This window comes from Phocaeicola sp. (genome assembly GCF_057861905.1).
The window spans coordinates 1-25,466 of sequence record NZ_DBMACV010000006.1; the positions used below are offsets into that span (position 1 = coordinate 1).

A 25,466-nucleotide genomic window follows, 5' to 3' on the forward strand; every position below is an offset into this window, starting at 1 on the left:
ATCGAGATTATCTTCTGAATATCGCTGCCTGAAAAAGTTAACTACACTCTTATCGTTGATAAAGAAAAGAGGGTGAATCGCGTATTACGACACACCCTCTTCATTCAATTACTCTTTTATTTTGATCTCACAGTGATCAAGGCTTTCGATGATAGCCAACGATTCAACGTGAATACCTTGCGCACGCAAGTAATCACCCCCATGCTGGAATGACTTTTCAATGAGGAATCCCATACCCACCAGTTCGGCTCCGGCTTTCTGCACCAGATCGATAATTCCTTTTGCAGCATTACCGTTAGCCAAGAAATCGTCGATAAATAATACCTTATCTCCCGGACAGAGATAGTCACTGCTGACACATACTTCATACGAACGGTCCTTCGTAAACGAATAGACTGTAGTAGTCAGCATATTTTCCATTGTACTGGGTTTCTTCTTTTTAGCAAAGACAACCGGAAGTTCAAGCAGATATCCTACCATAATGGCCGGAGCAATACCACTTGCTTCAATAGTCATCACTTTATTGATTTTTGTACTGGCGAAACGGCGCACGAACTCCACCGCCATTGATTTCATCAGAATCGGGTCCATCTGATGATTGATAAAGTTATCAACTTTTAATATTCCTCCCTCAAAACATTTACCATCGCGCAAGATACGTTCCTTGAGTGCCTTCATATACCAAAAAGAGCTTTAATTGTTTTATATGTTAAATATTCTGCAAAGTTACACGTTTTTATCTTATTTCCGGCAATGCTTGAGGGAGAGATATTAATCAAAACAGAAAATTATTTTTCTTGAGGTACATCGTTTACTGTAATATCCTCGGTTTCTCCGTCAGTCTGCCAATCGGAAATCTCGCTTCCTTCAATAACCAGACTTTCTTTTTCAATCTTAACCTTGTATTTATAACAATTTCCACCGACCAGATGTCCTTTCATTGCCTCCGTATAAGCCTGATAGGCTATTCCATCACGTTCATAAGTAACCGAGAATTTCAAGGTACCTCCTTCTTCTGTTGGGTTCAGCAATACAGCAATGGAATAACCTTCCTGCGGTATAACAGTCTTTTCAGATGAGCGGTCGACTAAAAGAGTATTTCCTTCTGGCGACTCGACAACGGGTTGCATTTGTTTCTCTGTAAAGTTGTAAGTATGCTTCGACAGAATATCTTTTCCCTCGAAGGTCGCCGTCTTAAGAGTCGTTTCAGCATCTTTTTCATTTTTCACTAATGTAACGAGTATCAAACTATAGACATGTTTAAAAGCCGCGTCATTTGTAAATGAGACTTTACCTGTATTGGTCTGATAATTACACGTTTTTTCAGCTACCAGAAAATCACATTTACCAATGTTGTCCAGTTTCCCGTCTTGAGTACTCAAATCGGGCATCGGGACATTTGTACGCTCGGCATCCTCTGTATATGGATAAAATGCACAAAAATCATAATCATTCTTCTGGTCCGGCCAGAACAAAGAAGCGGACGGCTGCCAAGAACTCTCTCCCAAAGTCCATAAAGCAGGTGTACTCTCTTCTGGCATAAAAAATCCAATCTTATCGCCTTGAGCAAACACTGTATGGCCATCCTGCTGAGTCGTGGTACGAGAAAGTGTTTCTCCTGCAATAGAAGCCTGTATCTCCAATGCAAGATTACCGGTTAAAACTTGTTCTGATAAATCTCTCTGCTGACATGATGCCAGCGCCAAAATGGTCAAATACGACCACTTCATCCAACTTTTCCTCATAATGAAAAACTATTTAGTTAATAAAATCATTAATCATTAACGCAAGCTGCACAAAATTTCTACCGATATATTCATTTTATTTATCCTTCAAACGAAGAAAACGAGAAAAAGACAACTGATATTCTGTCACAGAGATGTAAAAGAATCGTAGTAGAGAGCCATAAAGAAGTAAGCTTTTAACATGTATTTCATACAAATGAGAAAGAATAATTTCCGCTTTACGGAATTATATCGTAAGTTTGCGTCAAACAATAATCAGTTAAAGACATGAAGAAATTTTCACTTTTACTATCTTTTCTTCTCTTCGTTTCGTTAGGCTATGCCCAACAAGCGAAATATGTATTCTATTTCATCGGTGATGGAATGGGAGTAAATCAAGTACAAGGAACCGAATTATACCGAGGTGAACTGGAGGGAAAAATAGGAATCACTCCTATCTGGTTTACTCAGTTTCCTTATGCTACTACAGCAACCACATTCTCAGCTACGAATGGAGTTACTGATTCGGCTGCTGCCGGTACAGCTCTTGCTTCAGGCAATAAAACCAAAAACGGCACAATTGGTATGAAACAGGACCAACAGACGGATGTTAACAGTATCGCTGTATGGGCTAAAGACAAAGGTTGCCGTGTAGGTGTCACTACCAGCGTCAGTGTAGACCACGCAACTCCTGCTGCATTTTATGCACACGATCCCAGTCGTGGAAGCTATTATAAAATAGGAAAAGATTTGTATACTGCCGGATTCGACTTTTATGCTGGTTCCGATTTCCTTGACCCTACTAACAAAGAGGACAAAAGTGGAACATCCGAAAATCTATATAGTCTGGCAGAAAAGAACGGTTATGTAATTGCAAGAGGCTACAAGGATTATCTGAAAAAATGCAAGAAAGCTGATAAGATGATTTTGTTCCAAAGTGAAAAAGCATCGGAAGCAGATCGTACAGCTATTCCATATGCTATAGACCGTACAAAAAATGATCTGACACTTGCCGATATTACCCGCTCTGCTATCAATTTTCTGTCAAAAGATCTGTCGAAAGGATTTTTTCTGATGGTAGAAGGAGGTAAAATTGACTGGGCGTGCCATAGCAATGATGCTGCCACAGTATTCCACGAAGTTGTCGACATGGACGAAGCTGTAAAGGTAGCTTACGAGTTTTATTCTCAGCATCCGGACGAAACACTTATTGTAGTAACAGCCGATCATGAAACAGGTGGATTTGTTTTGGGTACAGGTGCCTATAAACTGAACCTGCAAGTCTTGAAAAACCAGAAAGTAAGTGAAAACGGATTTACTCGTATCCTGAATGAGCTTCGCAAGAAATATGACAACAACGTTTCTTGGGAAAAAGTACAACAGGCACTGAAAGAAAACTTCGGATTCTGGGATAAGGTACAGCTTAGCAAGGCGCAAGAAGAACGCTTACAGGCAAAATACACTGAAACATTCAAAGGACAAGAAACAAAGCTGGAAAAGAGTGAATATGCACAAGATGAACCTCTTGCAGCAGAAGCGAAACGTATTATCGATGAAATAGCTTTGGTTGGCTGGACCAGTGGAGGACACTCTGCCGGATATGTTCCTGTCTTTGCCATCGGAGCTGGAGCAGAACAGTTCCAAGGGCGCATAGACAACACAGAAATACCTGTTAAAATAGCCAAAGCAGCCGGATATACTCAAGAATAATGTATCCTTATTCAAAAGATAAATAAGGAGATAATTTTTTAAGGTCTTTCTCAGAAAACTCTTCAAACATTGAGAGCTGGGAAAGACTTTTTATTTTTCCTCTCTTACGGCGATATTCCAAAATGGCCTTTGCCTTATAGAAATTCATGTAAGGATGTATCTTCAATCTCTCCAACGAAGCACGGTTAACCTGAATCTTCTGCAAGACTCCCGGTACAACTGTAAACCATCTGTTCATACCGGCATCAATATGAGGAATTTCTTGCAATTGGGCAACATCATAGAAGCCTCCTAAACGTTGCCGGTAAGATACAATCATACGTGCCAGCCCACTTCCAATGCCTGGAATACGCTTCAAAACCGAAGTGTCAGCCTTATTCAAATCGACTACAGTTCCTTCCGGATATTTAGGAATATAAGGAACTGTATCTCTGACTTGCCGAAAAGTATCAGACACGATTGTATTAACTTTTGTCGGCTCAGCAATGACAATATAAGGCTTCAAGGCTTGAAACTGTTCTGCCTGTAAACCGTATATCCGTGAAAAAGCCTCGGGTGAACGAAATATACCTCCTTTCTCTCGATACTTTAAAATATTACGGACTATAAAAGCAGGTAATCCCAATTTACTCAATGTAAGCGAATCGGCTGTATTCGGGTCGAAAGGCTGTAATACAATACGGTCTTTTCTTTTCGATGGATATAGCGTATGAGTTTTTTTCTCTTTTTCTTTTAAACCGGCCACAAACGAATTGACTTCCTCACTATCAGAAAGTCCAACGGGAGCTGAAGAAGGATAAAGCCAATGTATACCTGCCCACACAGCAAGCAACAGCAAGGCGATGATCATTAAAAGAAGGATTACCCTGCGCTCCGATTTTGAATAATAAAAGAAATCTTTCCACATTTATACTTAACCTAACAGACCCAGTTCATTCAAGAAGATCAAAGTTATACCAATAGGTGCAATAAACTTCAATATAAACAGATATATCGGATAGTATGGCGCCTTTAATGTCCCGTAATTTGTCACCTCGCCGCGAACTATGCGACGATCGATTACCCAGCCAACAAATATAGCTGCAAACATTCCTCCTAACGGCAACATGATTTTAGCAGTCAGAAAATCCAGTGCATCAAAGAGATTCATTCCAGCAATGGTATAACCGCTCCAGTCGCCTAAAGCCAATGATGAAACAATTCCAATCAACCAACAGCAAACTGTAATGATACATGCCGCTTTCTTACGGGTAAAATGGAACTTCTCGTGCAGAAATGCAGTAGAAACTTCGTGTAAAGATATGGTGGACGTAAGGGCTGCCAACGCCAGTAATATATAAAATAAAATAGAACATATATATGCCAATGCAGGAACCCCACTAAATGCTTGCTGAAATACGTTAGGCAATGTGATAAATATAAGCGAAGGTCCGGCATCTGGTTCTATACCTACCGAAAATGCAGCCGGGAAAATAATAAGTCCTGCAAGTACAGCAACACAAGTATCAATCAGTCCCACACTCATTGCTGTATGCCCCAAGCGCGTTTCTTTCCCAAAATATGAGGCATACGTTGACAAACACCCCATGCCTAAGCTAAGAGAGAAAAAAGCCTGCCCCATTGCACCGAGAAAAACATCTGGAGTAACTTTACTGAAATCCGGAGTCAACAAAAACTCGATACCTTTTTCTGCTCCCGGAAGCATGACAGAACATACTGCAAGAACAACAACCAATAGGAAAAGCAAAGGCATAAGAACTTTAGAAGAACGTTCTATTCCCTTTTGTACACCTTTTACAATCACAAAGTGCGTCAGCAGCATAAAAACAGTCAGCCAGATTAAAGGCCGGAAAGGATTCTGCGAGAACTGCTGAAACATAGTCACAAAATCGGCCGATGACTTACCTACAAACTGCCCCGTTGCAGCCTCAAACACATACTCGAGCGTCCAACCTGCCACAACCGAATAATATCCAAGTATCAAGAAACCAGTCAGAACTCCCAAATAGCCAACCCATTTCCAATAGCCTTTGGGAGCTAACGTCTTAAAAGCTTCTCCCGTACTGGCTTTCGAACGGCGACCTATTGTAAATTCAGCTATCATAATCGGAAGCCCCAGAATAAAAACGCAGCCTAAATAAATCAAGATAAAAACGGCTCCACCGTGATTTCCCGTTTCATACGGGAAACGCCATACATTACCAAGTCCGACAGCTGAACCCGCAGCCGCCAGAATTGCTCCTAATTTACTTCCAAAGCTTACACGATCATTATGATGCATAAAATTCTTTTTTTATTATAGTTTATACATATACAAGGCGCAAAAATACAAAAAATATCGTATTTTCGCACTAAATCTAAAATTTAGTAACAATGCATTACTTAAGGAACTATCCACTTTCACTGATTATAGCTATTATTATCTGCTATTTGTCATTCTTCAGTCCACCCAAGACCGAACTGGATAATGTGCCTTATATCGACAAACTTGTCCATATCTGTATGTATGGCGGACTAACAACTATCATCTGGTTCGAATACCTCAAGCTGCATCATCGCATTACATGGAAAAGACTGATTGCAGGAGGCATTATTTTGCCCATAGCAATGAGTGGATGTATCGAAATCTTACAAGGGACATGTACTGAAAACCGCAGCAGCGACTGGCTCGACTTCATAGCAAACTCTATAGGAGTAGGCTTAGCCTGCCTGTTAGGATATTATGTCATTCGCCCTTTAGTAGACAAATTCCTTTAAGTAAAAAAGAGAAACTCCGGGAACTTCCCAGCCCCCGGAGTCAATGAAAAACGTTATTAATTATTTTTAAAGATAGAGAGTTTTCTTTACAATCAGCGGAAGTCCTTCAGTTCTTCCTGCAGTTTCTGCCGGGTAAAGTAAATACGACTTTTCACAGTTCCCAGCGGAAGTCCCAACTTATCGGCAATTTCGCGATACTTGAATCCCGATACATACATCGAGAATGGTACACGATATTCTTTAGGCAATGCATTTACAATACGGTGCATTTCCTTTAAATCATAAGAACCTTCAGTAGAATCACCTTCGATATCGAAATTCTGATTCAGATAATATTGGTTGTCGGTCTGGTCTACATAAGTTTGATCGCGCAATGCTTTCCGATAGTTATTGATAAATATATTGCGCATGATTGTGTAAATCCATCCCTTAAAGTTCGTTTCGGCTGTATACTTCTCTTCATTATCCAACGCTTTCAGCGAAGTTTCCTGAAGCAAGTCATTTGCTTCTTCGCGATCTGCCGTCAACTTATAAGCAAAATTCAATAGTTCTGTCTGAACACTTAACAGATCCTGAGCAAAATTAGCAGTTCTCATAATTTTATAAATGGTGTTTGAGATTAATATTCTTGTTTTGTTTTGACACTGCAATATTAGCCCAAAAACGAACAGCCAATTTCATAAAATCAGGTATGAAACAGGGGAATATCTATCATATAACAGTTTTTACCCCCTTCTGTGATAGTTTACAGGTGGTTTTTCCACCTGTTTAAGAAAAAAATAGCCCTACTTCCAGGTTGTATAGGGCTCTTTCATCAGAAAAGAATTATAATATTTAACCTGACCTGTCACTTCTTCACCAAGAAAAGCAGGACGCAGGAAAGCTTCTTCCTCGGTAGAGAGTTCTATTTCTGCAACAACCAATCCTTCGTTTTCGCCATAAAACTCATCCACCTCGAAAGTATGCCCACCAAAATTCACCAAATAACGTGTCTTATCAATGAGTCCGGGTTCACAAAGTTTCATCAACTCCTCCGCCTCATCGAGTGGAATTTCCTTCTCCCACTCATAGCGGTTCAATCCAGAATCATTCGAAGGCCCTTTTATAGTAAGAAAACCTTTCTCATCCCGGACACGTACTCTGACAGTTCTCCCGCGGGCACTGCAAATATACCCTTGTTTTATCCGGCTTTTACTTTCAGCCAACTGGCGATAAGAATCATCCTTCACCAAAAACTTGCGTTCTATTTCCTGTGCCATCGCGGTCGTTGTTTTTTTAAGACAATGAATAAAGAGTCATAATCAAGACAGCCAAAATAATCAGGCCGATGCATAAATACTTTATCAAACGATTTGCCTTTTGTTCTTCCTGCTTGCTAAAATCCTGTTTCTTGTTATGTTTCTTAGTTCCCATAGCTATTATATTTAGATTAAACTTTTATTTTAAAGATACATAAATTTCAACAAAAGCTCAAGAAATTTATCGTTTTATGCTTCACTATCCGAAAATTCCATCAGATAAGCCTTGATAAAACCATCTATTTTACCATCCATAACTCCGTTGACATCCGAAGTCTGATAATTGGTACGATGGTCTTTCACACGACGGTCATCGAAAACGTAACTACGGATTTGTGAGCCCCATTCGATTTTTTTCTTTCCAGCCTCTACCTTAGCCTGTTCTTCCATACGATGCTGCAATTCCTTATCGTACAAAATAGAGCGCAACTGACGCATTGCATTTTCCTTATTCTTCGGCTGGTCACGGGTTTCTGTATTTTCAATCAAGATTTCTTCTTCCTCACCGGTATAAGGATCTTTATACTGGTAGCGCAAACGAACTCCCGACTCAACTTTATTTACGTTCTGACCACCGGCACCACCGCTTCGGAAAGTATCCCATGACAAGCGAGCAGGCTCTACAACAACTTCGATAGAATCATCAACCAATGGAGTGACGAATACGGAAGCAAAAGAAGTCATTCGCTTACCTTGCGCATTGTAAGGCGAAACACGAACCAAACGATGCACGCCATTTTCGCCTTTCAGATAACCATAAGCATATGCACCTTCGATATTCATGGTTACAGTCTTGATTCCAGCCTCATCACCTTCCTGCAAGTTTGCAACAGAAAGCTTATAACCGTTGCTTTCAGCCCAACGCATATACATACGCATCAGCATAGAAGCCCAATCCTGACTCTCCGTACCACCTGCCCCTGAATTAATTTTCAGTACACAGTCCATCTGGTCAGCTTCCGAACGAAGCATATTCTTCAACTCAAGTTCCTCCAAAGCATGTAATGCCTTATTATATGCTTCTTCAACTTCAGCCTCGGTCACCAGCTCATCTTTATAAAAGTCGAAAGCCAGTTCCAGTTCATCAGCCAATGTCTTTACATTGTTGTATCCTTCAATCCATCCCTGCAGGCTTTTCACTTTCTTCATCTGAGCTTCTGCTTTCTTCGCATCATCCCAAAATCCCGGAGCCTGCGTACGAAGCTGTTCCTCTTCTACTTGTACCTTCTTATTTTCTATATCCAGATAACGATAAAGAGCTTCAGTACGTGTCTTTACATCTTTTAGCTGTTCAATTGTAATCATATATTGAATATCTTGTCTTTTATTCGGATTGCAAAATTACATATTTCGCCCGTGAAGTAAAAACGAGGAATAAAGATTTTAATCCTTTCTCCAGACAGAATCTTCATTTCACAGGCTGTTTATTTCTACTCCTCGTACATTTTTTCTATTTCGGCAGCATAATTCTTCATCAGCACCGGACGCTTGATCTTCAATGTATTGGTCAACTCACCCTTTTCCATACTGAATGGTTCCGGCAACAAGGTAAAACGTTTCACCTGTTCGTAATGAGCAAACTCCTGCTGCAGCGTATCAATTCTCAACCGGAACAGATCGATGATTTCCTGCTTTCGGAGCAAATCTTTTATATCTGTATATGCAATATGATGCTCTGCCGCATATTTTTTCACCTGCTCATATTCCGGAACAATCAAGGCCGAAACGAATTTCCGCTGGTCGGCTATGATAGATATCTGATCTATATAACGGTCTACGACCAATTTTGTTTCGATAGCCTGCGGGGCAATATACTTTCCGTTCGATGTTTTAAACAAATCTTTGATACGTTCTGTCAGATAAAGGAAACCATCTTTCAAATATCCGGCATCTCCCGTATGAAACCATCCGTCCTCCGTCAAGACCTGACGCGTCATAGCTTCTTTTTTATAATAACCTTTTGTCACCGTTTCACCACGCAACAAAATTTCATTGTTCTCACCTATCTTGATTTCCAGTCCAGGCATCACACGTCCTACCGAACCAATCCGGAAACTGTCGAACCAGCAGCACGATACGGTAGCGGTAGTTTCAGTCAATCCATATCCTGCTATCATATTAATGCCGACCGAATGTACAAATTCTTCCACCGCAAACGGAATAGCAGCTCCGGCCGTAGGAAAGAAATTTCCATTTTCGATACCGATAGTCTTTTTCAACACGTTATAGATTGTCTTCTCATAAAATTTATATTTCATGTGCAACAACGGAGGTGGTGTCTTTCCATTCATCAGATAAGTAATGTTATGCTCACGTCCTACCTTCAAGGCATCCTGCATCAAACTCTTTTTGAAACCGGTTGTTTCATTTATCTTTGCCAGAACTCCAGCATATACTTTTTCCCAAAAACGAGGGACACTGCACATGGCCGTAGGACGAATTTCCTTGATGGTCTTCTGTATATCCTGCGGACGCAAGTTTACACACAATGTACACCCCTTATTTATACAATAATAACTCCATGCACGTTCAAAAATATGCGTAAAGGGAAGAAAGTTCATAATCACGTCCGATTCACTTAAAGTTGTCAGACGTTTATCATGGGCTGCAAACGCTGCTTCGTAACAGGAATGATGAAGCATCACTCCCTTCGATTCACCTGTTGTACCCGAAGTATAAAGGATATTAGCCAAATCGCCGTTACCCGACTCTGCCGTACGTTTATCCACTTCTTCCTGAAACGCTCCATTTCCTCCCAACTTCAGAAAATCAGAAAAATAAATGGAATTTGTATCACCAGCCGAACGCTTTACCTTCGGATCGTATATGATAATTTGCTTCAGCGATTTACATAAGTTCTGTACCCGGTAAGCCACATCATACTGATACTGCTCACCCACAAACAAGAAACGTATCCCCGCATCTTCCAATATATAGTGTACTTGTGCCTCCGAGCTTGTGGCATACAGCGGGATAGTAACCACCCTGCTTCCGAAAGCGCCAAAATCTGTATACAGGCATTCCGGCATATTTTGGGAGAATATACCAATATTCTCCTGGACCCCTGCCCCCAAAGCGATCAAAGAGTTCGAAACACTTTTTACTTTTGCTGCAAACTGATTCCACGAAACGGGAACCCAGCTTTCGGTTTCATAGTTTCGATATTTTAAGGCTACGCGGTCACCATATTTTTTTGCCTGACGGCAAATCAAAGTAGATAAATAAGAATTACTCATTTAAAATTTAGTTATTTTATTATCGCTGAATGCAAAGATAGAGTTTAATTTGGAATAAATAAAGTATCTTTGCCGCACAAAACAGAATCTTTTTTTATGTTAGACATTGGTTATTACACATCCGAAGCACTGACACTGCTTCAGGCATTAATCGGCATCCCCTCCATCAGCAGAGAAGAAGAGGCTGCTGCCGATTTTTTACAAAATTACATCGAGGAAACCGGCATCATGACCGGACGCTCTGGAAATAACATCTGGTGTATCAGCCCGATGTTCGACACCCAACGTCCTACCATATTGCTGAACTCTCACATAGATACAGTAAAACCTGTCAACGGCTGGCGCAAACAACCCTTTACGCCTAAGATGGAAAACGGCAAACTGTATGGACTGGGAAGCAACGATGCCGGTGCCAGTCTGGTATCTCTCTTCCAGACTTACCGCTATCTGTGTGCCACTGAGCAGAGTTATAACTTGATATTCCTGGCTTCTTGCGAAGAAGAAGTTTCCGGCAAGAATGGAATCGAAAGTGTATTGCACCAATTACCCCCCATTACTTTGGGAGTTGTGGGTGAACCTACCGAAATGAATCCTGCCATCGCCGAAAAAGGATTAATGGTACTCGATGTTACGGCGCGAGGCAAGGCGGGCCATGCTGCACGCGAAGAAGGCGACAACGCAATATATAAAGTACTGGACGACATTGAATGGTTCCGGAGCTTCCGCTTCCCGAAAGAATCGTCTTTACTGGGTCCTGTCAAGATGAGCGTAACTCAGATAAATGCGGGTACACAACATAATGTTGTGCCCAACTTGTGTACTTTTGTTGTCGACATCCGCAGCAACGAGTTCTATTCCAACGAAGAACTGTTCAAGGAAATTTCCTCTCACATCAGTTGTGAAGCAAAAGCACGTTCGTTCCGCCTCAACTCTTCACGCATTGATGCCGACCATCCATTTGTAAAACGTGCCATAGAATTGGGCAAAGTACCTTTCGGGTCACCGACACTATCCGACCAGGCACTCATGCCTTTCCCCTCTGTAAAAATCGGTCCGGGTAAGTCTTCACGTTCACATACGGCCGACGAATACATCATGGTAGGAGAAATAGAAGAAGCCATTGGAACCTACATCTCCATACTGGACGGATTGAAACTGTAGTAAATCAACTTAAAAGAAAAAGATGATGAAATTATCCCGAAAGATATTCAGCCTGATAAGCCTGTTGACGGGTATATTACTTATTCCCGCATGCGGCAGCAGCAATAAGAACAGTCAGGAAAACGAAGCAGAGAACCAACCATTGGTAAAGGCTCCCGACTTCAATGCCGACAGTGCTTATTTGTATATCAAAAAGCAAGTCGACTTCGGACCACGTGTCCCGAATACAGACGCACATCGCTCCTGCGGTGATTATCTCGCCAAGCAACTGGAGAACTTTGGAGCAAAGGTCTACAATCAGTATGCCGACCTTATGACATACGACGGCACGATGCTGAAATCGCGTAACATTATCGGAGCCTATAATCCCGACACAAAGAAACGTGTACTGCTGGCCGCCCACTGGGACAGCCGCCCTTATGCTGATGCAGATGAAGAAAAGAATCACCATACTCCTATCGATGGAGCAAACGACGGTGCGAGTGGTGTAGGCGTATTACTGGAAATTGCCAGACATTTGCAACAGAAAGCTCCGGCAATTGGCATTGATATCATATTCTTCGACTCGGAAGACTATGGAATACCCGACTTTTACCAAGGAACTTACAAATCGGATACTTGGTGTCTGGGTTCACAATACTGGGGACGTATTCCGCATATACCAGACTATAAGGCACGATTCGGCATCCTGCTCGACATGGTGGGAGGGAAAAATGCTACCTTCTATTATGAAGGATACTCCAAACGTACAGCCAGCCAGCCGATGCAAAAAATCTGGGATACAGCACATCGTCTGGGATATACCCAATACTTTATCAAGAACGACGGCGGAGAAGTCACCGACGACCATGTGTATGTAAACAACTTCCGCCAGATACCGTGCGTAGACATTATTGATTTCAGTCCAAACAGCCCGAACGGTTTCAACCCGACCTGGCATACCTTGAACGATAACCTGGATAACATCGACAAGGCAACCTTGCAAGCAGTAGGACAAACCGTGATGACTGTTATCTATAACGAAAACTAATTTACAGGAAATAAAGACTAAAAGGAACAAAATATGAAAACGATCAACGAACTCCAAGACGAAGTTATCGAAGAATTCAGTGACTTCGACGACTGGATGGACAAGTACCAGTTGCTTATAGACCTGGGAAACGAACAAGAACCTCTCGACGAAAAATATAAAACAGAACAAAACCTGATAGACGGTTGCCAGAGTCGTGTATGGCTTCAGGCAGATTTGGTAGACGGAAAAGTAATCTTTCAGGCCGAAAGTGATGCCCTGATAGTAAAGGGTATCATCACGTTGCTGATAAAGGTCGTATCGGGACATACACCCGACGAAATCTTGGATTCCGATTTGTACTTTATCGAGAAAATCGGGCTTAAGGAACATTTGTCACCTACCCGCAGCAACGGTCTGCTTGCCATGGTTAAGCAGATGCGCATGTATGCTCTTGCCTTCAAGGCAAAACAAGAAGAAGAAAAACATTAACTGTTTTCCTATAAATGCCATTCCTTTTTGCCTATGAGCAGACAGAATGGCATTTTTCACATTTTATCAAAACCTTCTCACCATCAGCCAGCGTAGTGGCAAACAAATAAATATCCCCACCCTCTTTCAGCTTCAGCTTTTTACGAAGATCGGCCACCGAAGACGGAAAATTACGTACCGTCAGGTTTGCCTTATCCACTCCGGTCAAAAACGATTTCAGTTCCTTTTTGCCAAATCCCGATACAGCTATTACCCGAAAGCAACGTCCGGGAAAATCAATTTCCGTATCAGAAGTATACAGATGACTGTTAGGATGAAGCTTCTTCACACCGTAGCGCTCTGACAAGATACGGTATGCTCCGGCTTTCAGCAAGGCAGCTCCCGGTTCATACAGATAATCTCCTACCCGTTCTGCCATAATACACGAAGCGTTCCGTTCCTGCGAAAGAGTAAACTCCACGTATTGATGAACAAAGTTATTAACAACCTGTTCACAACTTATAACTACCTCTTTATTAGATTGTTCAGAAGAGAAATCACGCTTTTCAAGAATAACTATCAACTCTTTGCACTCGTTATTAACAGCTACAATATGTATTTCACGGACATGCTTCAGATCGTTCAAAGCCGATGCCATATCGAGCATCGGCGAAAGCTTAATCATCACAATGCGTCCCCGCTCAACCAAAAGCGGTTCGAGCGCACACACATTCGGTTCGCAGTCGGCAATAGCCACCGTCTTGCCTCCATGACTGTCGCGACGTGCCGGATCGAGGAACAAACAATCCACCCGATTCATCGTTTTGAGAAACGCTGTACCGTCAGCCTGATGCACGTGGATATGTCCAACTCCCAGCAATGGAAAATTATGTCTTGCCAGTTCACACAATACCTCCTGCCGTTCTACATAATCGGCCTGCCTGAACCGACGGGCTATAAACGAACAATCCACTCCCAGACCTGCCGTCAGATCGGCAAATGTATCACCACTCACCAGCGAAGCCTTATAGCGTGCGGTTATTTCCGACGAACACTGTTCCATCGACAAATGCTGGGGATAACGTATGCCTTCCGTCTGTGCCCACGAAGGGACCTTCTTTTCGGCAATCTGCCATCCGGCTATCTGTACAACAGCCTCAGCCATATCAATATTAGGATATTTCCCCGCCTGCAAGGCAAGCGAACGGACATCATCATGACGATGCTCATCAATAAAGCGAGAAGTTTCGGGAGATATTTCTTTCATTGTACACAGAAAAAAATATCCCGCAGAAATCTCATGATTTTTGCGGGATAGAAATTTTAAGACTTGAGAGGTATTAAAAAAGTAACCTGCTCTTCATTAATATTCTTCTTCATTGAAGAAAAAATCTTCTTTGCTCGGATAGTCCGGCCAGATATCTTCTATGCTTTCGTAGATTTCATCTTCATCTTCCATTTCCTGCAAGTTCTCAATTACTTCTATCGGCGCTCCTGAACGCATAGCATAGTCGATTAACTCGTCTTTTGTTGCGGGCCATGGCGCATCTTCCAGCTTTGAGGCCAATTCCAATGTCCAGTACATAGTATTTAAGTTTTAAAAAGTTTTACATTCCAACTATTGAGCCACAAAAGTATAATAAAATCTTTCATGTGCAACTCTTATCCCAATAAATTTCATCATGCAGTGTTAATTGATTTAACTTTCGGGATAGAATGAACAAATAATCGGACAATCTGTTCACAAATTGCTTTACTTCCACATCAATTTCACAATTTTCATGTTCCTCAAGTGCCAGAATCCTGCGTTCCGCCCGACGGCATACCGTACGGCATACATGACAGAACGAAGCTGCAAGCGCCCCTCCGGGAAGTACGAACGCTTTCAATGGAGGCAACGATGCATCCAGTTCATCGATAGCACGTTCCAGACGCGCCACAGCTTCTGCCGAAATCTGGCTGGCTACGTGCAAGTCGGTAGTCGACTGGTCGGTGGCCAGATAAGCTCCCAGTGAAAAGAGTTTATGCTGGATATAAAGCAGAAATTCGCGTATATTATTATCCTCTACAGATGCGACCAGCACACCCAAGTTGGCATTCAGCTCATCCACCGTGCCATACGCCTCCAGGCGTACATGCGTCTTGGGAACTCGCATACCTCCTACCAGAGAAGTTTTTCCAGCGTCGCCGGTTCGCGTATAAATCATACTTTTTTTCATAGCATACAGTTTATGTTATTAAAGGAAATTCACGATACGATGTTCTTTAATCCGTTTCTTGTCAAAGAAAACCAGTCCGACGTCATACAGGTCGAAAGTCACTCCTGTACGAGGATCATCGACAACCTGCTTCCACCATTTCCGCTTTTCTTTTGTAGCATAAGGAGAGCCGATAAAGAAACACGTACGTGAAGAAACCGCAGGAAGCAATGCCTCGAAAGCTTTCTTATAATAAGGAGTAAAAGCAATATGTACGACATCGGGGCAAGCATGCTCTTCTATATAACGATGCAGCAGGCCAATTTCATCTCCGCAACGATAATCCACCTGTTCACAGTCTGACAGCAAGCGTACAACCTCTTCATGACATTTTCCTTCATCGAGCGTACATAATGCAACGTGTCTGGCTTCGGCCATATATCTTGCCGACAGTCCGCTACCGGTTCCCACTTCGAGCATGGCAGCAGGCTGCAAGTAATTGACCAGACGAAACAGCAGCCGGTCTGTTTTTTCACGATAGTGAGGCAAGTGTGCTACGTCTTTCCTCTTGGCATGCAGCAGACTATAAGCATAAAAAGCCAGCCGCTCGTACACGACAAAAGTTATCAGAAAGAAATCGGATGGCGAATGTACTCCGTATCCACAGCGATGACGGAAACGACGGCACCAGTTCCACCCACGCAAAAACAAGTTCGGCATAAATTCATTTCTTTAGTACAGTGAACAAAGATAGAGAAAAAATATTGCCATCCGAAAAATATCGAATGGCAATACCTTATAGAACTAAAAAAACAATCAAAGTTTTTTTTATTTACTTGCGTGCACCCAGCTTGTCATCCAGATACAAGATACCAGCATGGTCACCGCATTTTTTCAATTTCTCAACAATACCTTGTGCCGTAGCCTCTTCTTCTACCTGTTCGCGGACATATCCCCACAAGAAATCCTGAGAAGCCTTATCCTTTTCTTCCGAAGCTACATTGACCAATTCGTCTATCAGTTCAGAAACATGGCATTCGTGCTCATAGACATGCTCGAATACTTCGAGTACACTGCCCCATCCCTGTGGCACAACGTCTACCTTGTCAACCAACGCAACTCCGCCACGTTTAGCAAGATAGTCGGCAAGATCATAAGCATGCTGCAATTCTTCCTGTGACTGCAACTTCATCCAGTGTGCAAAACCGTCGAAACCTTCTTTCTTCAAGAAGAAAGACATCGAAAGATAAAGATTAGACGACCACAATTCAGCTGTAATCTGATCGTTGATTGCTTTTTGTAATTTTTCTGAAATCATGATACCTAAATTTTAATGAGTAGTAAACTTATACTAAGTGATAAACAAACAGAATGCCAGCAAGCCCCCTAAGCAACCCTATTTTATAGAAAATTAAGTAGTGAAGCCTGTCGTTTACCCGTTTCTGTCAAGATGGCACAGCGGCAACTGCCGGGAAGGTCATAAGGGCTTGACAAAAAGACACGGAGATTCCAACGACATTTTGTACGAGCCTTCCCGACAAGTAGAAAAACCCATCGGCATCCTTCGAAAAAAAACGTGCTGACGTTTTCTGAAAATTTGTACAAACAAAAAAAGTTTTTGTACAAATTTTCGGGAGATTTACACAGGCTTTTTCAAGATGTTACAGCATGGTCCGAAACATCTCCTGAAGACTTGCTCATATTTCGCCCATCAATCATTCCCTTGCAGGCAGCCATAAACAAAAACACTTGCTATCTTTGTAACCGGATAAACAAAAAACAAATACAACAATGAACAAACTTACCGGTCGTTTCTCCAGCGACACACGCAGCAACCCCATGTTTCATGTACTGGCTCTGGTCATTGTCGCAATATGGGGAATCACGTTCATATCGACAAAAATACTTCTGAAATCAGGACTAAGCCCTTCCGATATACTATTCTACCGTTTTATTCTGGCATACATCGGAATATGTCTTTGCTCCCGACCATTCAAACTTTTTGCTTACAGCCTGAAGGATGAATTTCTGTGCTTTTCCATCGGACTGCTGGGAGGGACTCTTTATTTCATTACCGAAAATACGGCCTTAAAATATACATTGGTATCGAATGTCGCCCTGATATGCAGTACAACTCCGCTACTGACCATGCTGATACAGTACCTTCTTATCAAGCAAACATTACCCTCCGGAAAAGTTCTCACAGGTTCCATACTGGCTTTCGCCGGTGTGGGGGCTGTCATATTCAACGGCAAATTCGTACTTAATCTGAATCCGGCAGGAGATCTGCTTTGCCTCGCCTCAGCCTTGTCGTGGACTTTATACACGTTGGTGTCCAAGTATCTGACTGATAAATATCCTGCCATGTTCATCGTGCGTAAAACATTCTTCTACGGTCTGCTTACGCTTATTCCTTTTCTGGCAATACAAGGTTCACTGACTACCTCGCCTCGTATTCTACTACAGCCGGAAGTATGGAGTCAGCTCCTGTTTTTGGGAATTGTGGCTTCATTTCTCTGCTTCATGTTGTGGAATGTCTGTTTGCGAAAATTGAATACGATTGTCTTGTCGAACTACATTTACCTGATTCCAGTCATATCGATATCAGCCTCAAATCTCATCTTGGGTGAAAGTTTGAATGCTGTAATTATAGCGGGCACAATACTGGTTATAGCAGGAATGTACTTTGCCGGAAAATAAAAGAAAGGGGAGTATTAAAAGAAAAAAAGCCAAACAACCAACTGGTTGTTTAGCTTTTCCTGGTACCCAGACCCGGGGTCGAACCGGGATGGATGTTACTCCACTGGTGTTTGAGACCAGCGCGTCTACCGATTCCGCCATCTGGGCAACTTTTTTTCAGGGAAATGTTTCCCCTTAATTGCGGTGCAAAGATATGAACATCTTTCTAATCCTCCAAATATTTCACAGGTTTTTTCTCTTTATCCCCCACAATCTGACAGATTTTACACCGACAGCGCACAGTTATCACGACCGTTGACATGCTGTTTTAAGACTTTTCTGCAAAGCATAGCGCGTACAAACGTACGAACATACAGAACCGACAAGAAATATTATTCCTGTAGAAACCATTATATTACCAATTCCGACCAACGGTGAAACAATTCCTCCAAAAGCAAATCCCAATGCTCCCAATAAAGCTGATGCCGTTCCCGCATTATCGTGTTCGCAGTCCATGGCTAAAGTATTGGAAGCAGTAAAAGTAAGTCCAAGCATCGACAAAAGACCAATCAGCAACAATTCGTATGCCCAGAAACTGCAATCCGAAACTAAAGCTACCAGAAGCAATGCAGAAATCAGGACCATTCCGGAACTGCCATAATACAAGGCTTGCTCCAGTCGGCGGAACCTGATGGCCGAAGCTGCCGATATGACAATAAATATGGCATTTATTCCAAAACATATACTAAACATCAACGGGGAAAATCCATAATGCTGCTGCATAATGAACGGTGCCGAAGAGATATTGGCAAACAGCACGCCTTGTGCAAAACCGAACTGTAATGTATAGCATACATACCTAGGATTACGAAGAACATCGATGAAGCTGCGGAACACATGCTTCCAGCTTTTTTCTTTTCTCGCCTCAACCGGAAGTGATTCTTCAAAATGAATGCTTCCCCAAAGCAATATCAATCCCAGCGCAAAAAGGCACCAGAAAATGCCTGTCCAGCCTACACTTCCTGCAAGGAACCCTCCTCCCATGGGTGCTGCCACAGGAGCTACCCCATTGATGGCACCAATCAATGCCAGCATTTTTGCCAGCTCACGCCCAGCATACTTGTCGGCTGCAACCGAACGTGATATAACAATCCCTCCTGCTCCGGCTATGCCTTGCACCAAACGCCAGCCGACGAACTGCATAATGGTATAAGAATAGATACAACCGATAGTAGCAACAGCAAACAGGGTCATCGATAGAATAAGCGGTAATCTGCGACCATATTTGTCGCTTAACGGCCCGAAAAGCAACTGCCCGACCGCAAGTCCGATCATACTTGCCGTAAGTCCTAACTGAACCATCGAAGATGTAGTATGGAAATATTCTGACATGGCTGGCAAGGTAGGCAAATACATATCCGTAACAAACGGTCCAAACGCCGTAAGCATTCCTAAAAACACAAGTATAAATACCTTCGAATTCTTTTTACCCTTCATCTTATTATCCTTTTTTACCGCTGCAAAATTAAGGAACTTTCCTACAGAGATACCAACGTTTTACGGCACAAAACTTATCATTTCGGGAACAAAATCAAGTTTTTTTCCGATAAATTTCTACATTTGCCTACATAAACAGAATATCAATCATGACACCTCCTTTCTCATCCGACACATCGGTCATGCGATACGAAGAAACCAATCTGGCTTCACTCACGCAATATCCCTTTCGATTTGAATGCGGCATGCAATTACTTTGTATCAGCGGAAATAGTATTATCTCTACCGGAGTAGAACGATATGACTTCTGCGAAACTTCAGAGTTGATTTTTCTGGGAGGAAGTCTGATACAGGTTATCGATCCTTCACCCGATTTTAAAGTAAGAATGTTATTGTTTCCCAAAAACATTTTCTTGAAAGCATCCCTGCCGATTGACACTTCATACTTTAACTATATGAGCGAAGTTCCTTCCTTCAACCATGCAGCGAACGATGCCAGCCGGGAAAGCTGGAAGCGGGTAAACCAATGGATGGACATGGCAGAGCTTCTGTTTACTCATCCAGCCAGATATTTCCGTGAACAACTGGAACAGAATTTTCTGCAAAGCCTGTTTATGTGGATATTCAATACAATTCCACAACAGTATCTTTCCATACATAACAAATATAGCCGGAAACAAACCTTGTATCACCGCTTTATGGTATTATTGCGGGAACACAGTACGCAAGAGCATCAGATAGGTTATTATGCCAACCGGCTCTGCATTACGCCCCGTTACTTAAACGAAGCTGTCATTCGGTACTCTAACGGACGGACTCCTAAGCAACTTATAGATGAACAACTTACAGCCGAGCTGAAAGTGCAGCTAAGCAATCCCAATCTGTCCATAACGGAAATATCTCAACTGTTCAATTTTCAGGAGCCAGCGAACATGTGCCGCTTTTTCAAAAAAAATACGGGAATGTCGCCTAAGGAGTTTCGCAGTCTGAATAAGCTGTAACCCATTATTCACGCTTTCGGTTGATAATGGCGTAAGGCAAATGAATCATGATACTACATATACGATACAGCAAATTCTTCTCACTTACCCGAGCCGACATCGCATATCGTGCACAGAGGTATGCACAAACGGCTCCAACGAGAAATAGCAATCCAGCCGTAAACATCATATCGCCTAAGCCAACCAGCGGAGGAACCAGTCCGCCAAACAGGAAACCGATGGCTCCCAATAAAGCCGAAGCAATGCCGGCATATCGGCGTTCACAATCCATTGCCAGTGCATTCGAAGCCGTATAGCTCATGCCTACCATCGCAAGTAAACAGAAAATCAGTATTTCGTATATCCAAAAATTGCAGTTCAGCGAAAGGCAAACCAGCAGACAAGCAGAAATAACCAACATCCCATTGCTGCCGATATGAAGGGCATGTTCCATTGTGGGGAGCTTAACCGATATGGTAGAAGATATAACCATGGCGATAGCATTGACTCCAAAACACAAACTGAACATCATCGGAGATAATCCATAGTGCTGCTGCATGATAAAAGGAGCCGAAGCTATATTGACAAAAAGTACTCCCATCGTAAATCCATATTGCAAAATATAGAACAAGTACTGCCGGTTACCCAATACAACTCCAAAGTTCCGGCAAATTCCTTTCCAGTTCACTTCCGGACGACGATGCTCGGGTAAAGATTCCTGCATGTGAAAACTCCCGCACAACAATACCACTCCCAGCAAGAACAAGAACCAGAAAATACCATGCCATCCTGTACTTTCGGCCAACAGACCTCCAGCTATCGGAGCTGCTACGGTAGCAATTCCATTAATCGCACCGATTATAGCCAGCATAGTAGCCAGTTCGCGTGCTGAATACTTATCGGTAGCTATCGAACGAGAAAGGACAACTCCACCAGCACCGGCAATTCCCTGTACAAAACGTAATACCACGAACTGCATGATGTTTTGTGAAAAAATACACCCTACAGTAGAAATCAGGAACAGGGATAAAGCAATGATTAACGGACGCTGACGACCGTATTTATCACTCAACGGGCCAAAAATCAATTGTCCAGCAGCCAGTCCTACCATACTTGAGGTAAGTCCTAACTGAACCATGGAAGAAGTTGTATGAAAATAATCGGACATAGCAGGCAATGTAGGCAGATACATATCCATAACAAAAGGACCAAATGCACTCAACATGCCCAAAAACGCCAGTATAAATAGTTTCGAATTTTGCTTCTGTACTGTTATCATCTCTTTTTTACCTTCATTTCTCGGGTGCAAAATTACGCCATTACTACGGAAAGATTTATTTCTTTAAAAGTACAAAACATTTCATTTTAAGAACATCTGTATAATCTATCGGGGAATATCAGTATATTTGCGGTATAAAACAGAATACATTCATGTCATACTCATTACCGTCGGACACACGATCTATTCTATACGAAGAAACAGATTTATCACAGCTCAAACAGAAACCTTGCCATTTTAAGTGCGGCATTTACTTAATATGTACACATGGGCAGGCACTCGTTTCTACAGGCGTACAGCAATATATTTTCGAAGAACAGACTGAATTGATTTTCCTGACAGGCAGTTTGATACAAGTTGTACAGGCATCGTACGACTTCAGAGCGCGTATTCTAATGTTTCCACAGGAAGTTTTCCTGAAAGCAGTACTTCCCATTGACACACCTTATTATAATTATGCACACGAACACCCCTGTTACCATCATACAGAAGATGAGCGAAGTCAGAAAACATGGAAGGAAATCAATTTATGGATGGATATGGCACAAATGCAATTCATGAACAATACTCCTCAATTCCGGCAACAACAGGAATACAACTTCCTGCAAAGTTTGCTGATGTGGCTGTTCAGTACCATTCAGGAAAAACTGGCAGTGAAAAAGCAATACAGCAGGAAACAGATTCTTTACTACCAGTTCCTGCAACTGGTAAGGGAATACAGCACACGAGAACATCAGGTAGCTTTTTATGCCGACAAGCTGTGTATCACATCACGATACCTGAATGAGATTATTGCCTTATATGTCAATGGACGGACTCCCAAGCAATTGATTGACGAACAATTAACAGCTGAAATCAAAGTGTTGCTGGATGATCCACATTTGTCGGTTACCGAAATAGCACAACATTTCAATTTTCCAGACCAGTCGTACCTGAGTCGTTTCTTTAAAAAGAATACAGGCATGTCACCCAAAGAGTTCAGAAGCCAGGAAAGATGACAGCAAACAAAAAAAACAAAAGGGAACACATCATTTTCTAACGAAAAGGATCTGTTCCCAATTTGTTTTTCCTATTCTACTGAATAGAGAAATTTGTATATAAACCAAAGCTATGAGCAGGTACTTCCAGATGAGTAGCTGTAATATTTTCCAGCATTTCTTCATTACAGAAATTATACCATTCTCCCGTTACAGGGAATACATGCTGCATATCAACAGGCTGGTCTGTAAAGTTTCCCACAACAATAAGTTGTTTGCCATCGACAGTTTCCAAACGAATATAGCGTCCGTCGTTCCAGTCATTATCGGAAACCCTCCATTCCTTAAAAGCGTTCTGACTAAAGACCTCCGGATAAGTCTTGCGTAAAGCCAGCAGGCGACTATAAGTTGTATATAACTCATCTCTTTCGGGTATATCCTGATAAGACCATAAAACGGGTTTCGGATCTGTTTTATGGTCTTCGCCAGAAATGACCTCCCCTTGTTGATTGGCATCTCTCGAAACATCATATCCCAGTTCTCCGAACTGCCAGATCATTTTTGGGCCCGATACCGTAAAGAAGAAAGCAGCATTTGCCTCCAATTGTTGCATCCGTACCGCCAAATCGGTTTGCAATAATCCGTTTCCCCATCGAGTCTGCTTATAAGCGCACCGTTCTTCGTCATGACTTTCCATATAGCCTACCCATCCTCCTTCCTTCATCGTAGTATGCAATGTGGTCAATCCCGTAAAACTGCTTCCGTCACTCCACCCCATTGCCGACTGACAATAAGCGTTATTCATGTTACGCCATAGCTTTATACCTATTTGAGAAAGCTCACTTTCCTCTTCGATACCTGCCAGATGTTCACAAATCATAACAGCATTCGGATTTGCTTCTTTGACAGCCTGATAGTAATCTTTTAAAATAGCCACACGACTGCCATCGTAATTTCCTGAAGTATTTTCGTTACTCGTTTTATTTGTAAATCCTTTTGTCAGGTCGAAACGAAATCCGTCTATTTTATATTCATCAAGCAGGAATTTAAGGTTACGCTTTACAAAACGACGTGTCAGTTCGGACTCGTGGTTAAAATCGTAGAAGACACTGAACGGATGAGGAGCTGTTTCGTTAAACCACGGATTGTTTGAAGCAGGACATCCTTTTGCTTCGTTCCAGTATAGCCTTACATTGGGCATATTGCCCGTAGCATGATTATACACGACATCAAACAAAACCGCTATTCCCCTGCTGTGGCACTCATCGATAAAACGTTTATACATATCCTTTGTTCCGTAAGCTTTATCCAACGCAAAGAAGAAGCAAGGATTGTATCCCCAGCTATTATTACCGTCAAACTCTTGTACCGGCATCAGCTCAATGGCATTAATACCCAGAGTCTGCAAGTAATCCAACTTTTGTAAAGCTCCATTCAAATCACCACTTTCCGTAAAATCGCGTAAAAGCATTTCATAAATCATCAGATTATCAACATCTTTTATTTTGAAATTCGTGTTATTCCAGCCATACTCCTGCTGTTGCAATCTAAAAGTGGATACAAGGCCTATACCTTTATCCGGATATTGTCTTTCGTCGACCGGATATGTAGACGCTGCAATATATTTATCATTATCAGGATCTAAAATTTTTTCCGTATAAGGATCTGCCAGACGCATGGCACCATTGGATGAGGTTCCTACATAATACTGAAAACGATATTCCTCAACAGGATCCAACCCCGAAACGGTCATCCACCAGCATCCTGCTGCTTCGTCGCGATACATCTGCGATGATTCATCATTAGCTAATGTCCAGTCATTGAAATCTCCCACGACATACGCATAGTCTTTATGGCTACCATCTGTTGCTTTATCATAAAGTACAAATGTTACCGATTGATTATCAGCATCCAGGTTGATGCCTTCTTGTACTCCGGCCGGCAATGATTTCTCTTTCACTTCGCCGGGAATGAAGCCGTGATATTTCGTATCAGTAACACTTATAAACTGATCTTTGTCAAGACCTTTCTTACTACCATCCGCACTACGTATGATAATGCCCAACTGCTCAACAGGCGTTGTTTCGGAACCGAACCATTCCCGCACAGAGGGAGAAAGCGTTATAGTCCATACATTAGCCTCAGCCTGGCTTTTAGAAAACTTACATTTTTCAATATTTTCATTCCATTCGGCAGGAACGTACATCCACACTCCCTCCCTGACCACTCCGGTATGAAGATATACATCACCCACATATCCGTATAAGTCTGAGGTCGGTGATGCTTTAAATGTAATCGTGAGAGGCTGATCGGCATCGGGAGTTTCTGGCAAAAAAGTAAATCCTTCCTTTAAATCACCTGTCGTTTCACCAGGTAAGACCTCCGATTTAGTGTCACTGCATGAGGTAAGAAAAGTTAATGCCAGCAAGATATAAGTCAGTATACGATTTTTCATAGATAAAAGAAAAAAAAGTGCGCACAATGTGGCAT

At 42.1% G+C, this 25,466-nt stretch carries 25 protein-coding genes and 1 tRNA gene; 8 read left to right on the plus strand and 18 right to left on the minus strand.

Annotation, left to right across the window (positions count from 1 at the left end; translation table 11 throughout):
* Window positions 1-108: 108 nt before the first annotated feature.
* Complete coding sequence (xpt, locus tag ACZM60_RS01970) at window positions 109-678, minus strand: xanthine phosphoribosyltransferase (protein ID WP_022232105.1); 570 nt, start codon at window positions 676-678, stop codon at window positions 109-111.
* Window positions 679-788: 110 nt separating this feature from the next.
* Entirely contained in the window at window positions 789-1,745 is a 957-nt protein-coding gene (locus tag ACZM60_RS01975; protein ID WP_418586825.1) for a fimbrillin family protein, read from the minus strand.
* Between the two features lie 267 nt (window positions 1,746-2,012).
* Between ACZM60_RS01975 and ACZM60_RS01980 the strand changes: the two genes are divergently transcribed.
* Entirely contained in the window at window positions 2,013-3,434 is a 1,422-nt protein-coding gene (locus ACZM60_RS01980) for an alkaline phosphatase (RefSeq protein ID WP_340320182.1), read from the plus strand.
* A gap of 7 nt (window positions 3,435-3,441) precedes the next feature.
* Here the strand turns inward: ACZM60_RS01980 and ACZM60_RS01985 are convergent, their stop codons facing one another.
* Window positions 3,442-4,341 carry a ComEA family DNA-binding protein gene (locus tag ACZM60_RS01985; protein ID WP_489520657.1) on the minus strand — a complete coding sequence of 300 codons (900 nt, stop codon included), beginning with the start codon at window positions 4,339-4,341 and terminating at the stop codon, window positions 3,442-3,444.
* Between the two features lie 6 nt (window positions 4,342-4,347).
* Complete coding sequence (locus ACZM60_RS01990; RefSeq protein WP_489520658.1) at window positions 4,348-5,715, minus strand: sodium-dependent transporter; 1,368 nt, start codon at window positions 5,713-5,715, stop codon at window positions 4,348-4,350.
* Window positions 5,716-5,807: 92 nt separating this feature from the next.
* Here ACZM60_RS01990 and ACZM60_RS01995 point away from each other — a divergent pair, with 92 nt between their 5' ends.
* Window positions 5,808-6,191, plus strand: coding sequence for a VanZ family protein (locus tag ACZM60_RS01995; RefSeq protein WP_021972108.1), 384 nt, complete (start codon window positions 5,808-5,810; stop codon window positions 6,189-6,191).
* A gap of 92 nt (window positions 6,192-6,283) precedes the next feature.
* Here ACZM60_RS01995 and ACZM60_RS02000 read toward each other — a convergent pair whose 3' ends face one another.
* From ACZM60_RS02000 to ACZM60_RS02020, 5 genes are all read right to left on the minus strand, one after another.
* A complete protein-coding gene (locus ACZM60_RS02000) occupies window positions 6,284-6,787 on the minus strand; it encodes an RNA polymerase sigma factor (protein ID WP_489520659.1) in 504 nt (167 codons plus the stop codon).
* Between the two features lie 189 nt (window positions 6,788-6,976).
* Window positions 6,977-7,450 carry a CYTH domain-containing protein gene (locus ACZM60_RS02005; RefSeq protein WP_489520660.1) on the minus strand — a complete coding sequence of 158 codons (474 nt, stop codon included), beginning with the start codon at window positions 7,448-7,450 and terminating at the stop codon, window positions 6,977-6,979.
* A gap of 16 nt (window positions 7,451-7,466) precedes the next feature.
* Window positions 7,467-7,604: a hypothetical protein gene (locus ACZM60_RS02010; protein WP_021972105.1), complete on the minus strand. Its 138-nt coding sequence runs from the start codon at window positions 7,602-7,604 to the stop codon at window positions 7,467-7,469.
* Between the two features lie 74 nt (window positions 7,605-7,678).
* Window positions 7,679-8,794 (minus strand): peptide chain release factor 2, encoded by a 1,116-nt coding sequence (prfB, locus tag ACZM60_RS02015; protein WP_021972104.1) that lies wholly within the window; start codon window positions 8,792-8,794, stop codon window positions 7,679-7,681.
* Between the two features lie 125 nt (window positions 8,795-8,919).
* Window positions 8,920-10,725 carry an AMP-dependent synthetase/ligase gene (locus ACZM60_RS02020; RefSeq protein WP_489520661.1) on the minus strand — a complete coding sequence of 602 codons (1,806 nt, stop codon included), beginning with the start codon at window positions 10,723-10,725 and terminating at the stop codon, window positions 8,920-8,922.
* Window positions 10,726-10,821: 96 nt separating this feature from the next.
* Here ACZM60_RS02020 and ACZM60_RS02025 point away from each other — a divergent pair, with 96 nt between their 5' ends.
* From ACZM60_RS02025 to ACZM60_RS02035, 3 genes are read left to right on the plus strand one after another with little or no spacing between them, the layout of a single operon-like run.
* Complete coding sequence (locus tag ACZM60_RS02025; RefSeq protein WP_489520662.1) at window positions 10,822-11,886, plus strand: M20 family metallo-hydrolase; 1,065 nt, start codon at window positions 10,822-10,824, stop codon at window positions 11,884-11,886.
* 25 nt (window positions 11,887-11,911) lie between these two features.
* On the plus strand, window positions 11,912-12,916 hold the full coding sequence (locus tag ACZM60_RS02030) for a M20 family metallopeptidase (protein ID WP_489520688.1): 1,005 nt from the start codon (window positions 11,912-11,914) through the stop codon (window positions 12,914-12,916).
* Window positions 12,917-12,949: 33 nt separating this feature from the next.
* The gene (locus ACZM60_RS02035; RefSeq protein WP_021972099.1) at window positions 12,950-13,387 is read left to right on the plus strand and encodes a SufE family protein; all 438 of its coding nucleotides are present in this window, start codon (window positions 12,950-12,952) and stop codon (window positions 13,385-13,387) included.
* 31 nt (window positions 13,388-13,418) lie between these two features.
* Here ACZM60_RS02035 and ACZM60_RS02040 read toward each other — a convergent pair whose 3' ends face one another.
* The 5 genes from ACZM60_RS02040 to ACZM60_RS02060 form a co-directional block, all read right to left on the minus strand.
* Window positions 13,419-14,633, minus strand: coding sequence for a THUMP-like domain-containing protein (locus ACZM60_RS02040; RefSeq protein WP_489520663.1), 1,215 nt, complete (start codon window positions 14,631-14,633; stop codon window positions 13,419-13,421).
* Window positions 14,634-14,729: 96 nt separating this feature from the next.
* Window positions 14,730-14,951 (minus strand): DUF2795 domain-containing protein, encoded by a 222-nt coding sequence (locus ACZM60_RS02045; RefSeq protein ID WP_489520664.1) that lies wholly within the window; start codon window positions 14,949-14,951, stop codon window positions 14,730-14,732.
* Between the two features lie 64 nt (window positions 14,952-15,015).
* Window positions 15,016-15,585: a cob(I)yrinic acid a,c-diamide adenosyltransferase gene (locus tag ACZM60_RS02050; RefSeq protein WP_489520665.1), complete on the minus strand. Its 570-nt coding sequence runs from the start codon at window positions 15,583-15,585 to the stop codon at window positions 15,016-15,018.
* 18 nt (window positions 15,586-15,603) lie between these two features.
* Complete coding sequence (locus ACZM60_RS02055) at window positions 15,604-16,284, minus strand: O-methyltransferase (RefSeq protein ID WP_489520666.1); 681 nt, start codon at window positions 16,282-16,284, stop codon at window positions 15,604-15,606.
* Window positions 16,285-16,396: 112 nt separating this feature from the next.
* The gene (locus ACZM60_RS02060; protein ID WP_021972094.1) at window positions 16,397-16,882 is read right to left on the minus strand and encodes a ferritin; all 486 of its coding nucleotides are present in this window, start codon (window positions 16,880-16,882) and stop codon (window positions 16,397-16,399) included.
* Window positions 16,883-17,355: 473 nt separating this feature from the next.
* Here ACZM60_RS02060 and ACZM60_RS02065 point away from each other — a divergent pair, with 473 nt between their 5' ends.
* Entirely contained in the window at window positions 17,356-18,264 is a 909-nt protein-coding gene (locus ACZM60_RS02065) for a DMT family transporter (RefSeq protein WP_489520667.1), read from the plus strand.
* 60 nt (window positions 18,265-18,324) lie between these two features.
* Here the strand turns inward: ACZM60_RS02065 and ACZM60_RS02070 are convergent.
* Together ACZM60_RS02070 and ACZM60_RS02075 are read right to left on the minus strand one after the other, a co-directional pair.
* Window positions 18,325-18,411 (minus strand) — tRNA-Leu (locus tag ACZM60_RS02070).
* 138 nt (window positions 18,412-18,549) lie between these two features.
* Window positions 18,550-19,740 (minus strand): multidrug effflux MFS transporter, encoded by a 1,191-nt coding sequence (locus ACZM60_RS02075; protein ID WP_489520668.1) that lies wholly within the window; start codon window positions 19,738-19,740, stop codon window positions 18,550-18,552.
* A gap of 149 nt (window positions 19,741-19,889) precedes the next feature.
* On the opposite strand from ACZM60_RS02075, the gene ACZM60_RS02080 reads away from it, so the two are divergent.
* Complete coding sequence (locus tag ACZM60_RS02080; protein ID WP_489520669.1) at window positions 19,890-20,741, plus strand: helix-turn-helix domain-containing protein; 852 nt, start codon at window positions 19,890-19,892, stop codon at window positions 20,739-20,741.
* 4 nt (window positions 20,742-20,745) lie between these two features.
* Here ACZM60_RS02080 and ACZM60_RS02085 read toward each other — a convergent pair whose 3' ends face one another.
* Window positions 20,746-21,999 carry a multidrug effflux MFS transporter gene (locus tag ACZM60_RS02085; protein ID WP_340320171.1) on the minus strand — a complete coding sequence of 418 codons (1,254 nt, stop codon included), beginning with the start codon at window positions 21,997-21,999 and terminating at the stop codon, window positions 20,746-20,748.
* Between the two features lie 152 nt (window positions 22,000-22,151).
* On the opposite strand from ACZM60_RS02085, the gene ACZM60_RS02090 reads away from it, so the two are divergent.
* Window positions 22,152-22,997: a helix-turn-helix domain-containing protein gene (locus ACZM60_RS02090; protein WP_021972089.1), complete on the plus strand. Its 846-nt coding sequence runs from the start codon at window positions 22,152-22,154 to the stop codon at window positions 22,995-22,997.
* Between the two features lie 76 nt (window positions 22,998-23,073).
* Here the strand turns inward: ACZM60_RS02090 and ACZM60_RS02095 are convergent, their stop codons facing one another.
* Window positions 23,074-25,431, minus strand: coding sequence for an alpha-amylase family glycosyl hydrolase (locus tag ACZM60_RS02095; RefSeq protein WP_489520670.1), 2,358 nt, complete (start codon window positions 25,429-25,431; stop codon window positions 23,074-23,076).
* Window positions 25,432-25,466: the final 35 nt, after the last annotated feature.

Bases quoted from the DNA above. Each gene is read 5' to 3' on its own strand.
- ACZM60_RS02055 (WP_489520666.1), bottom strand. From the start codon at position 16,284: ATGCCGAACTTGTTTTTGCGTGGGTGGAACTGGTGCCGTCGTTTCCGT.
- ACZM60_RS01985 (WP_489520657.1), bottom strand. From the start codon at position 4,341: ATGTGGAAAGATTTCTTTTATTATTCAAAATCGGAGCGCAGGGTAATC.
- ACZM60_RS02035 (WP_021972099.1), top strand. From the start codon at position 12,950: ATGAAAACGATCAACGAACTCCAAGACGAAGTTATCGAAGAATTCAGT.
- ACZM60_RS02050 (WP_489520665.1), bottom strand. From the start codon at position 15,585: ATGAAAAAAAGTATGATTTATACGCGAACCGGCGACGCTGGAAAAACT.
- ACZM60_RS01980 (WP_340320182.1), top strand. From the start codon at position 2,013: ATGAAGAAATTTTCACTTTTACTATCTTTTCTTCTCTTCGTTTCGTTA.
- ACZM60_RS02010 (WP_021972105.1), bottom strand. From the start codon at position 7,604: ATGGGAACTAAGAAACATAACAAGAAACAGGATTTTAGCAAGCAGGAA.
- prfB (WP_021972104.1), bottom strand. From the start codon at position 8,794: ATGATTACAATTGAACAGCTAAAAGATGTAAAGACACGTACTGAAGCT.
- ACZM60_RS02020 (WP_489520661.1), bottom strand. From the start codon at position 10,725: ATGAGTAATTCTTATTTATCTACTTTGATTTGCCGTCAGGCAAAAAAA.
- ACZM60_RS02025 (WP_489520662.1), top strand. From the start codon at position 10,822: ATGTTAGACATTGGTTATTACACATCCGAAGCACTGACACTGCTTCAG.
- ACZM60_RS02005 (WP_489520660.1), bottom strand. From the start codon at position 7,450: ATGGCACAGGAAATAGAACGCAAGTTTTTGGTGAAGGATGATTCTTAT.
- ACZM60_RS01975 (WP_418586825.1), bottom strand. From the start codon at position 1,745: ATGAGGAAAAGTTGGATGAAGTGGTCGTATTTGACCATTTTGGCGCTG.
- ACZM60_RS02045 (WP_489520664.1), bottom strand. From the start codon at position 14,951: ATGTACTGGACATTGGAATTGGCCTCAAAGCTGGAAGATGCGCCATGG.
- ACZM60_RS02040 (WP_489520663.1), bottom strand. From the start codon at position 14,633: ATGAAAGAAATATCTCCCGAAACTTCTCGCTTTATTGATGAGCATCGT.
- ACZM60_RS02095 (WP_489520670.1), bottom strand. From the start codon at position 25,431: ATGAAAAATCGTATACTGACTTATATCTTGCTGGCATTAACTTTTCTT.
- ACZM60_RS02085 (WP_340320171.1), bottom strand. From the start codon at position 21,999: ATGATAACAGTACAGAAGCAAAATTCGAAACTATTTATACTGGCGTTT.
- ACZM60_RS01990 (WP_489520658.1), bottom strand. From the start codon at position 5,715: ATGCATCATAATGATCGTGTAAGCTTTGGAAGTAAATTAGGAGCAATT.
- ACZM60_RS02030 (WP_489520688.1), top strand. From the start codon at position 11,912: ATGAAATTATCCCGAAAGATATTCAGCCTGATAAGCCTGTTGACGGGT.
- ACZM60_RS02000 (WP_489520659.1), bottom strand. From the start codon at position 6,787: ATGAGAACTGCTAATTTTGCTCAGGATCTGTTAAGTGTTCAGACAGAA.
- ACZM60_RS02075 (WP_489520668.1), bottom strand. From the start codon at position 19,740: ATGAAGGGTAAAAAGAATTCGAAGGTATTTATACTTGTGTTTTTAGGA.
- ACZM60_RS02065 (WP_489520667.1), top strand. From the start codon at position 17,356: ATGAACAAACTTACCGGTCGTTTCTCCAGCGACACACGCAGCAACCCC.
- ACZM60_RS02080 (WP_489520669.1), top strand. From the start codon at position 19,890: ATGACACCTCCTTTCTCATCCGACACATCGGTCATGCGATACGAAGAA.
- ACZM60_RS02060 (WP_021972094.1), bottom strand. From the start codon at position 16,882: ATGATTTCAGAAAAATTACAAAAAGCAATCAACGATCAGATTACAGCT.
- ACZM60_RS02090 (WP_021972089.1), top strand. From the start codon at position 22,152: ATGTCATACTCATTACCGTCGGACACACGATCTATTCTATACGAAGAA.
- ACZM60_RS01995 (WP_021972108.1), top strand. From the start codon at position 5,808: ATGCATTACTTAAGGAACTATCCACTTTCACTGATTATAGCTATTATT.
- xpt (WP_022232105.1), bottom strand. From the start codon at position 678: ATGAAGGCACTCAAGGAACGTATCTTGCGCGATGGTAAATGTTTTGAG.